Annotated in this window: 8 protein-coding genes; 3 read left to right on the plus strand and 5 right to left on the minus strand. The window is 35.2% G+C overall.

Going from position 1 to position 11,262, the window contains the following annotated elements:
* A partial coding sequence (locus ADIARSV_RS06960) for a DNA recombination protein RmuC (RefSeq protein WP_040299360.1) occupies window positions 1-934 on the plus strand: 934 nt, incomplete at its 5' end.
* Between the two features lie 130 nt (window positions 935-1,064).
* On the opposite strand, the gene thiL is transcribed toward ADIARSV_RS06960, so the two are convergent.
* Window positions 1,065-2,105 carry a thiamine-phosphate kinase gene (gene thiL, locus ADIARSV_RS06965; protein WP_016194733.1) on the minus strand — a complete coding sequence of 347 codons (1,041 nt, stop codon included), beginning with the start codon at window positions 2,103-2,105 and terminating at the stop codon, window positions 1,065-1,067.
* A gap of 201 nt (window positions 2,106-2,306) precedes the next feature.
* Entirely contained in the window at window positions 2,307-3,299 is a 993-nt protein-coding gene (gene nadA, locus ADIARSV_RS06970) for a quinolinate synthase NadA (RefSeq protein ID WP_016194734.1), read from the minus strand.
* Window positions 3,300-3,910: 611 nt separating this feature from the next.
* On the opposite strand from nadA, the gene nadB reads away from it, so the two are divergent.
* Window positions 3,911-5,497, plus strand: a complete 1,587-nt coding sequence (gene nadB / locus ADIARSV_RS06975; RefSeq protein ID WP_016194736.1) for an L-aspartate oxidase — start codon at window positions 3,911-3,913, stop codon at window positions 5,495-5,497.
* Between the two features lie 15 nt (window positions 5,498-5,512).
* Window positions 5,513-6,034, plus strand: a complete 522-nt coding sequence (locus tag ADIARSV_RS06980; RefSeq protein WP_016194737.1) for a gamma carbonic anhydrase family protein — start codon at window positions 5,513-5,515, stop codon at window positions 6,032-6,034.
* 265 nt (window positions 6,035-6,299) lie between these two features.
* Here ADIARSV_RS06980 and ADIARSV_RS06985 read toward each other — a convergent pair whose 3' ends face one another.
* The 3 genes from ADIARSV_RS06985 to ADIARSV_RS06995 all read right to left on the minus strand — a co-directional run.
* Window positions 6,300-7,964, minus strand: a complete 1,665-nt coding sequence (locus ADIARSV_RS06985; protein WP_083936533.1) for an Ig-like domain-containing protein — start codon at window positions 7,962-7,964, stop codon at window positions 6,300-6,302.
* Between the two features lie 133 nt (window positions 7,965-8,097).
* On the minus strand, window positions 8,098-9,957 hold the full coding sequence (gene mnmG, locus ADIARSV_RS06990; protein ID WP_016194739.1) for a tRNA uridine-5-carboxymethylaminomethyl(34) synthesis enzyme MnmG: 1,860 nt from the start codon (window positions 9,955-9,957) through the stop codon (window positions 8,098-8,100).
* Window positions 9,958-10,013: 56 nt separating this feature from the next.
* A partial coding sequence (locus tag ADIARSV_RS06995) for an ABC-F family ATP-binding cassette domain-containing protein (protein ID WP_040299363.1) occupies window positions 10,014-11,262 on the minus strand: 1,249 nt, incomplete at its 5' end.

Genomic DNA, 11,262 nt, shown 5'->3' on the forward strand with positions numbered 1-11,262 from the left:
TCAGTTTAACCTGGATAATTTATTAAATCCATTGAAGGAAAATATTAAGCTCTTTGAACAAAAAGTAGATAAAGTTTATAAGACAGAATCAGACGAACGCAATGTCCTTAAGGGAGAGATTTCTAAGTTAATAGATTTGAATAAACAGATTTCAGAGGAGGCACACAACCTAACTAAGGCTTTAAAAGCGGACACTAAAAAACAGGGAAATTGGGGAGAGGTTATTCTGGATCGAATATTAGAGGCTTCAGGACTTATTTTGGGCGAAAGTTACAGCAAGCAAACTAGTTTTACTGATGAGGATGGCAATCGGCTTCAACCCGATGTGGTCGTTAACCTGCCTGATAATAAACATCTGATTATTGATTCTAAGGTGTCTCTTATTGCATATGAGCGGCTGGTAAACTGTGAAGAAGAATCAGATCGTATGACCTTTTTAAACGATCATATCAACTCTATAAAGGGGCATATTAAAAATTTGTGCAGCAAAAATTACTGTGATTTATATGGCATTAATTCGCCCGATTTTGTTTTGCTATTTATTCCAATTGAATCTTCATTTGCTGTAGCGATCAAACATGATCTGGAGTTATTTGAGTACGCCTGGAGCAGAAGGGTGGTCATTGTGACGCCATCAACCTTACTTGCTACGCTTAAGACCATTTCTTCTGTCTGGAAACAGGAACAGCAAACTCGTAATGCCATTGATATTGCAACAAAAGCGGGTGCTTTATATGATAAATTCGTTGGTTTTATTACTGACCTTAAAAAAATAGGGGAGAAAATTGATGGTGCCAAGGATGCCTATTCGGATGCATTTGGTAAGTTATCCTCTGGTAATGGTAATTTAATTGGCAGGGTAGAAAACCTAAGAAAACTTGGTGCTAAATCATCAAAAAAAATAGATTCTAAATATCTCATTGAAGAGGAATAATGCTCTTAAGCAGCTATTTAGAAGATTAAAAAGCAAGTCTGCTATATAAATAATTGATTTTATGCCGAGTTATAATTTAATGAAAGCAAGTCCGGCTTGTACTTTTAAATGAATATTATATTAAAACCAATTATTTATTGAATGCATTCCAGCCTTGTGCTTTCAAAGGGTGTACCTTTCCAGAACGGGATATAAGATTCATTCCTGCTGTCTGTTCGGTGATATGGCCTATTACAGTAATATCAGGGTTATTTTTAATGATATCGTAGTCTGATTGTTTAACAGTAAAGAGCAATTCATAATCCTCTCCACCACTTAGAGCACAAATGGAAGGATCAAGGTTAAACTCTCTGGCTGTATCAAAAGTCATTGGATCAAGTGGAATTTTCTCTTCATATAAATTACATCCTTTTTCAGATTGCTTGCAAATATGGATGAGTTCGGAAGACAATCCATCCGATACATCAATCATAGAAGTCGGTTTAACACCCATTTCTTTCAAAGCTAATACGATATCTCTTCGTGCTTCCGGTTTTAACTGTCTCTCAATAATGTAGTCTTTACCTTCTAAATCAGGTTGAATCTGAGGATTCTCCAGGTAAACCATTTTTTCACGTTCCAATAGTTGAAGGCCTACATAAGCGCCACCTAAATCGCCTGAAACACAGATAAGATCACCTTCCTGTGCTGTATTACGATAGGTAATGTCTTTTTCATCCGCATAACCAATACTGGTAATACTGATAACCAAACCTTGTTTAGAAGCAGAGGTATCGCCTCCTATCAGATCAATTTCATACTTTTTACAGGCCAGCAACATACCTAAATACAACTCTTCAACAGCTTCAATAGGAAACTTACTCGATAAGCCTAAGGATACGGTTACTTGAGTAGCTGTACCATTCATGGCGTATATATCGCTTAAATTGACTTGAATCGCTTTATAGCCTAAATGTTTTAAGGGGGTATAGGCAAGATCGAAATGAATACCTTCTAATAAAAGATCGGTAGAAATAAGCGTCTTTTTATCTTCGAAATTAAGTACTGCAGCATCATCTCCAGCACCTTTAATCGTTGAGGGTTGTGTAAGAATTATATTCTTTGTCAGGTGATCAATCAGACCAAATTCACCCAAATTATCTATTTCACTTTTTTCGACGTTTTCAAACATAATTCTATAATTTAACCTCGCTTATTTGACAGGTTTTTTTATTTATTGCAACTCCCTTTTAACTTGATAAGAGGTTGAGTAATTAAAACTCCCCTTTAATACTACCTGCACCCAATCCCTTTGTTTTTTATGCAGGTATTTGAAGGGTATTCTTACTAGTTTTATTTACTTAATTATTATTAATTAAAGCAAAGTAATCTATTACAATCCTAATTTGGCGGAAATATCAAGCATTCTTGCAATTGGAATCCTCGCCTTTTCAATAATATCCAATGGTATAGTTATTTCCGGAAGCTCATTTTTCATGCAAAGATAGAGCTTTTCAAGTGTATTACGTTTCATGTGAGGGCAATCATTACAAGCGCAACTATTATCCGGAGGTGCAGGAATAAACGTTTTACCGGGATTTTCCTTTTGCATCTGATGAATAATACCACTTTCGGTAGCTACTATAAATTCGGTAGCAGGACTGTTTATCGTGTATTTTAACAAACCTGTTGTTGAACCTGCGTAATCGGCTAATTCCAAAACAGCATCTTCGCATTCAGGATGTGCTATGAATTTTGCATTGGGATGGCGCTCTTGTAGTTTGATAATACGTTGTCGGGAGAAAATTTCATGTACCATACATGCACCATTCCAGAGTACTAGGTTGCGACCAGTCTTTTTAGCCACGTATTTACCTAGATTTTTATCCGGACCAAATATTATTTTCTGATCCTTTGGTAAGCTTTCTACGATCTGAACTGCATTGGATGAGGTACAAACGATATCGCTTAATGCCTTTAATTCCGCAGAACAATTTACATAAGTGATGACTAAATGATCTGGGTATTTTTCTTTAAACTTAGCGAAAAGTACGGGTGGACAACTATCAGACAAAGAGCATCCAGCTTTTAAATCGGGCAACAAAACCTTTTTTTCAGGTGACAATATTTTAGCTGTTTCGGCCATAAAATGCACTCCAGCAAATACAATCATCGAAGCATCAGTTTTTGCAGCCTGTTGTGAAAGGCCTAAACTATCTCCAATATAATCAGCAATATCTTGAATATCAGGCTCCTGATAATAATGAGCAAGTATTACTGCATTCTTTTCCTTTTTTAATTTTTCAATTTCAACATATAGATCCAAGGTAGGATCAATGGGCTCTTCTATGAAACCCTTCATATTTAACTCCTCTAAAATATTCATTTCTAACCTTCCTGTAAATATAAATTGTTTCTGGAATATTATTTAAATTTTTAAACAGCCTGCGCTTCTTTTTAATCTTAGACTCGCTAAAAACAGTTTTCTCTTATTTTAATCTCCAACTTATTTTCTTTTCAAATTAACTTTCTAAACAGAAACGCTCTGTCATAATTACCTGCTCTTTATTTCCTCAAAAGTATCCATTTCTAACATCTCAATAATTATAATTAGTTATATATATAAAGAATCTTATAGGTTATTAGTGTGTTAGTAATGTTGGTAGTGTGCTTAAATTTATAGTGTAAAATGATTTATACCTTAAATATTAACAAGTTATTAACACTTTAGTTGTGATAAGTACTTTAAAAGGAGACATATATATTTTCCAAATATTTGACGGTTTTTTTATAATGTGATTTATTTGAGGTGATCAGAAAGTTAATAACTGTGTTATTTGAACTCAAAACTTTATTAAAAATAAAAGAAAATTTCCTAAAATGTCCGGTAACCATTAGTTATTAATATTTATAAGCCTTTTTATACCTTTAATTAACATCTTTATTGCAGTTATCAACATACACAGTGTTATATTTAGTTTTTTAAAATAGTTATTCATGAGAGATGTTGATTTCCTTGTTATAGGTTCTGGAATAGCAGGATTAAGTTTTGCACTAAAGGCCGCAAAACACGGTAAGGTACTGATAGTTACAAAAGCAAATGAAGATGAATCTAACACGAAGTACGCCCAGGGTGGGGTGGCTGTAGTTGTGGATAAACAAGATTCTTTCGACAAACACGTAGATGACACCCTAATTGCAGGTGATGGATTATGTAATCAGGAAATTGTTGATATAGTAGTTAATGAAGGTCCTGAAAGAATCAGAGAGATTATAGAATATGGTACCAGGTTTGATAAAACGAACAAGGGTTTTTATGATTTAGCTAAAGAGGGAGGACATTCCGAACACCGCGTTCTTCATTATAAGGATATAACTGGTTTCGAAATTGAACGTGCCTTATTAGAGCAGGTGCATAGTAATTCCAATATTGAAATATTAACTCATTATTTTGCTGTAGAACTTATTACACAGCATCATCGGGGCATATTTGTTGATAAGCGATCTGATGATATTGAGTGTTATGGAATTTATGCCTTGGATACAAAGTCGGGAAGAGTAGAGAAGTTCCTTTCCAGAGTTACCGTGATGGGTTCAGGAGGTGCTGGTCATATTTATTCGAATACAACCAATCCGGTTATTGCAACTGGTGATGGTATTGCAATGGTTTATCGTGCCAAGGGTAAGGTTAGAAATATGGAATTTATTCAGTTTCATCCTACTGCTTTATATAATCCGGGAGAATATCCTTCTTTTCTTATTTCCGAAGCTGTACGTGGCTTCGGTGGCGTGTTAAAAAGTAGGGATGGTAAGGAGTTCATGCATCTTTATGATGAGCGGTTATCGTTAGCACCAAGGGATATTGTTGCCCGGGCTATTGATTCGGAAATGAAAAAGTCTGGTGAGGATTTCGTTTACCTGGATATCACACATCGTTCTAAAGAGGATATTTTAACTCATTTTCCAAATATTTATGCCCGGTGTTTAAGCATTGGAATAGATATGAGCAGGGATATGATTCCTGTAACTCCTGCTTGTCATTATATGTGTGGTGGCGTTATGGTCGACAAAAATGGAAAATCTTCTATTCATCGTTTATATGCTTGCGGAGAATGTTCTTCCACCGGTTTACATGGCGCAAACCGGTTAGCCTCGAATTCTTTGCTCGAAGCTCTTGTTTTTGCTCATCGTATCTATGCGGATTCTCTGGATAAATTTGCCAGTATAGAGATCCCTACGGATATCCCTGAATGGGATGAAACAAATACGCAGCTTTCTAATGAGGATATCCTGGTTACTCACAATCTACGCGAAACGCAAAAAATTATGAGTGATTATGTAGGTATTGTACGTTCAGATTTTAGACTTGACCGTGCCATGCGGAGACTAGGTCTTCTTTACGAAGAAACGGAAGACTTTTATAAATTCACCAAACTTTCTGTTAAGCTGTGTGAGTTAAGAAATGTCATTCAAACTGCTTATATGGTGATAAAATCGGCATTAAAGCGAAAGGAAAGCAGAGGTCTGCATTTTACAACTGATTATCCTTTTCATCAGGATGAAACTAAGGATACTATATTATAAATTTAAAAATAGCTTATGTCGTTGATAGTCCCTGTAAAGGGTATAATTCCAAAATTTGGTAAGGATTGTTTTCTTGCTCCAAATAGTACCATAGTGGGTGATGTGGTTTTAGGTAACAATTGCTCGGTGTGGTATAATGCCGTGATCCGAGGTGATGTTAATGCCATAAGAGCTGGTTATAACGTCAATATACAGGATGGTGCTGTGATTCATTGTACGTATCTTAAAGCGGCTACTTATATTGGCAATAATGTTTCAATAGGGCATAACGCTTTAGTGCACGGTTGTACGCTTGAGGATAATATTTTAGTTGGAATGGGCGCAATTGTGATGGATAATGTGGTTGTTCAGTCCTTCACTATTATTGCTGCCGGATCTGTTGTTCTTGAAAATACAATCTGTGAATCAGGGTATATATATGCTGGTGTTCCTGCTAAGAAAGTTAAAGCTATTACTGATGAACAGCGGGAGATGTTAAAACAACTTCCATTAAATTATATTATGTACTCCAAATGGATTATGTCTCCTGAGGGGTAATTAATCAAATTGGATCACAACTCCGTAAGCTTAATCTTTATGAATAGATTATTTTTCTGGACTAATAAATTGTTAAAGTAATGTACCTCTTGGAATATACATAATCAAAAGAATACCTTTTCTTAAAGTGTTTTAATAAATAAATAGTATTTCAATGAAATAATGGATTATGTTTCCCGGATGAATTATTATTTAAAGTTATTAAGCCTTTATAAATATACTTTTTCGAAAGCATCACACATCAGCAAAAGTAACTTTAATTAGATCATTTAGCTGGAGCTGGAACTAATGTAATGGCTCCAGTCTCGGGTGGAATAGTCAATTTTTCTTCTAAATCCCAGTTTGCTCTTAAGGTTATTTCTATCCCTGCATTCCATATATTTTCGGGTGATTTCTTTAAATAGACATCACCTGTATCCCATTTATTATTTTTGTTCGTATCGTAAATAATCCGGAAATTATATTTGCCAATAGCATACGTAATATAATTTATGGTTGTACTTTTCGTAATCGGATTTTCTCTTAAGAGCTCGCCATTTTGATTAAGAAGTTGTACAATATAGTGTGTTGCCGTGTCTGGGACAGTTACAGCTAAAGCAAGATTTCCATAGTTTATTTCTTCATCTCTTGTAAATGCCTTATCAAAAGGTTTGTTTTCTCCGCCAAATAATCCTGTAAATGCTTTTTCTTCTAATTTTAGAATATATTTTTTTTCAAGTTTCCATGGGAACTTAAAGATGTAGCGGCTATTAGAAGTGGTGTCTTTAAATATTCTCAATCCGTTTACAGATATTGAATCTTGCAATAGCGTTATTTTAGATGGATCTATTTTGGTTCCTATGGGTGCTGAAAAGCTAAGAATTAAGTCTGTTCCTGGTTTTATTCTTGAATTAGGAATGTTATCTGTTATTTTTAATTCCCTTTTATAATCATCCTTTTTGCCCTTTCTTATTACACTTGTATCAATAGGTATTCCATTATTAATAATAGCAACCTGTATGGAATCGAAATTCATATTTTCTGTCCACATGGATAAGCTGTCTTTTGTTTTGCTGAATTCCGTAATTTTTGATGCATCAAGCTCCTTAGGTTGAATTATTCTTACGGCTGGGTTGCTTAATTGTTTGTTGAATAGAAATAGTATTTTTCCATCTTTTTCTATCTTGCGATCCATTATCCGGAAAATCTTTGCTTCTTCTTTAAATAGTTCAAGTTTAATACCAGTTGTATTTTTGGTCAATACCAATGAATCTTTAATAAACCCGATTTCCTCATTAGTGGAATTGTAAATCCGATCTCCTCCTTCTTCTTTCAAAGCATAGACTCGATACGTATCAGGCCTTAGGTATTTTAAATTGAATACACCTGAAGAATCTGTGGTTGTAAAAATATTCGCTCTTCTCTTTCCAAAAATAGTATCTTGACTAATCGGTATTATAAATACTGTAGCATCTAATACCGGCTTTTTAGTCAAGGTGTTCAGAACAGTTCCTGATATGGTAAGCGAATCTATTTTATTGCCGGTAGACAACACATACATGTAATTCTTTAATATGTTCCCTTCGTTATAATCCACTAGTCCTCGGCCAAAGTTTATCGTATATGTTGTGTTTGCAGCAAGTGTATCTTGAAATTTTATATTTAAGAATTTCTTCTTTATTTTAAAATAAGGATTTTTATCCGTAGCAGGAGATACACTAAATTCTTTTGCTTCATTACTAATTTTGAAATATTCATCTAACTGGATATTTATTTCTTTGCTTTTAAAATTAGTCGTAAAATTAGCAGGCGTCTCTTTTAAGACCTTTGGTGGAATGCTATCCTTGGGTCCACCCGTTGGCGTTTGGATACTAGCGCATCCATATCCAAGCATAATTATAAGAAGTGTAGAGAATATTACAAAAATACTGTATTTCGCAAAACGGAGCATTTAGTGGCTTTTTAAGAGAATTAAAGTGTATTATGGAACTCAAGTATTACTTTATTTTTAAAGTCGCTTAAAGCGACTTATTTTTGATTCTTTTTAATTAACATAACTAATTGTATATCAAATAATTAGCTATTTATTTCAAATGTACCATAATCACTGATATATCTGAGGGAGAAACGCCTGATATTCTTGAAGCCTGACCTAAGGTCCTTGGCTTTATTTTCTTTAATTTCTCTCTTGCCTCTTTTGATAAGGATACCATGCCTGAATAATCAAAGTTAGGATTGATTTCCTGATCTTCCATTTTTTTCATCTTTCCTACAATTTCCAGCTCTTTCTCAAAGTAGCTTTCATATTTAGCTTTAATCTCGGCCTGTTCAACGGTTTCAATATCAAACTGCATAAGCAAGTCATTTAAGCCCGCACTTACCTTTCTTAAATCATTCAGAGAAACCTGAGGACGGGTTACTAATTGAAAAAGTTTAAAGTTTTGAGTTAATGCAGATGTTCCAAGTTCTTCTAACAAGTTATTAATTAAGGAAGGCTCAATAGATGTAGATTTTAGATATTTAATGATTGTATCTGAATTTTCTATTTTCCTATTTACTTTTTCCAGTCTTTTATCATTTACTAATCCTAATTGGTGACCAATAGGAGTGAGTCTAATGTCTGCATTATCCTGCCTTAATAACAAACGGTGTTCTGCTCTTGAAGTAAACATTCTGTAAGGTTCCTCGGTTCCTTTAGTTACCAGGTCATCTATTAAAACGCCAATATAAGATTCAGATCTTTTCATAATCAATTCATGCAGATCGTTAATTTTCTGATGCGCGTTGATTCCTGCGATGAAACCCTGACTGGCTGCTTCCTCGTATCCTGTAGTTCCATTAATCTGGCCTGCAAAAAATAGATTTTTTATCAGTTTTGTTTCAAGTGTTAACCCTAATTGAGTAGGAGGGAAAAAGTCATATTCAATAGCATAACCTGGTCTGAACATCTTTACCTTTTCAAATCCAGGTATTTTAGTTAATGCTTTGTATTGGATATCTTCTGGCAAAGAAGTTGAAAACCCGTTTACATATATTTCTACTGTGTGTAAACCCTCAGGTTCCACAAAGATCTGATGTCTGTCGCGATCAGCAAAGCGGTTTATTTTATCTTCAATGGAAGGACAGTACCGTGGACCTAAACCTTTAATTCGTCCGGTAAACATAGGCGACTTTTCAAAGCCTTCCTTAAGCGTTTCGTGAACGTCTAAATTCGTATAAGTGATCCAACAGCATTTTTGTTGTTGGGGTACCTCTACATCAGTAAAAGAAAACTTGCCAGGATTATCATCTCCCCATTGTTCTTCCATTAAGGAATAATCAAGACTTCTTCCGTCTACACGGGGAGGGGTCCCTGTTTTCATCCTTCCGGATGTAAAGCCTAATTCGTTGAGTTGTTCGGTTAATCCTGTTGCAGATTTTTCAGCTGTACGGCCTCCACCAAATCTTTTCTCCCCTATATGGATCAGTCCATTTAAAAAGGTACCATTAGTTAAGACTACCGCATCTGCTTCAATGCTAATTCCTAGTGAGGTTTTAACACCAGCTACCCGGTCTCCCTTAACCAGTAATTCATTTACGGTATCTTGCCAAAAGTCCACATTAGGTGTTTGCTCTAGCATAAGTCGCCATTCTTCAGCAAATCTCATCCTGTCGTTTTGTGTCCTTGGACTCCACATGGCAGGCCCTTTAGACTTGTTTAACATCCGGAATTGGATAGTAGACTTATCAGAAACGATACCGGAATAACCACCCATGGCATCAATCTCCCTTACTATTTGACCTTTTGCTACTCCACCCATAGCAGGATTACAACTCATTTGAGCTATAGTAGCCATGTTCATTGTAATCAAAAGTACTGAAGATCCAAGGTTCGCAGCAGATGCTGCTGCCTCGCAACCTGCATGTCCTGCCCCTACAACTATTATATCGTATTTTTTAAACATTTTGTTGATGTTCCACGTGGAACGTTTATATGTCCTTAAAGTTCCACGTGGAACCTTTATTGGTTTTCTTGTATTTCTGTTAACTCTATCCAGCGAACACTGATTAAATCCAATTGATTTTTAAGCTTTTGAATGCCATCAGCAAGTGCTGTAAGCTGTTGATGATCTGTAATACCACTGTTCATTTGCGCGGTTAATAATTGAATTTGATTCTCTAAATCAGGAACCTGAACATCAATTGCTTCTAATTCCTTTTCTTCCTTATAAGAAAGCTTGTTCTTTTTTGAACCTTCACTAGTTGGTGCTGTATTTTTATTGCTCTCTTTAGTCTTTACTTCATTGTCTTTTTCTAAGCGATAATCTGTATAGTTTCCAGAATAGATATTCACTTTACTATTACCTTCTAAAATAAACAATTGATTCGTTAAGCGATCCATCAAATACCTATCATGCGATACTAAGAGAAGGACACCCGAATAACGTTCCAAAAAATCTTCCAGTATATTTAATGTATCAATATCTAAATCATTAGTTGGCTCATCCAGAATCAAGACATTTGGATTCTTCATTAACACCCGCATTAATTGAAGCCGTTTCTTTTCTCCTCCACTTAATTTGCTAACCATGTTATGTTGTTTAGCAGGAGGGAAGAGGAAGTGGGTAAGTAATTGCGAGGCCGTTAATGTCTTTCCATCAGCCATCATGATATACTCCGCCACATTCTTTACTACATCAATAACGCGTTCATCTTTATTTAATTCTAAACCGCTCTGTTGGTAATAGCCAAATACAATCGTTTCTCCAATAGATATTGTTCCAGCATCTGGTTGAATTAAACCCGTGATTAAATTTAATAAGGTTGATTTACCTGTTCCATTTCTTCCGGCAATACCTATCTTGTCACCTTTCTTAAAGGTATAGCTGAAATCTTCTATGAAAACCTTATTGTTAAATCCCTTCTGAACTCCTTTAATCTCGATGATCTTATTACCCTGTCTGGAAACAGATGTACTCAACTCTACCTTTAAATTCTGACTAGTTTTAGTCTTTGCTTCCAGTTCGTAAAAAGAGTCTATCCTTGCTTTAGATTTAGTCGCCCTTGCTTGAGGCATCCTTCTCATCCACTCTAATTCCTTCTTTAATAGATTACGATTCTTTTGAAGAGAAGAGGCATCGTCTGCTTCGCGCTCTGACTTCTTTTCCAGGTAATAACTATAGTTACCATTATAATTAAATAAGCGTTGTTTGTCCAGCTCTATAATTTGATTACAAACATTGTCGAGGAAATACCTGTCATGCGTAACC

The sequence above is a fragment of the Arcticibacter svalbardensis MN12-7 genome (assembly GCF_000403135.1).
GTDB lineage: Bacteria > Bacteroidota > Bacteroidia > Sphingobacteriales > Sphingobacteriaceae > Arcticibacter > Arcticibacter svalbardensis.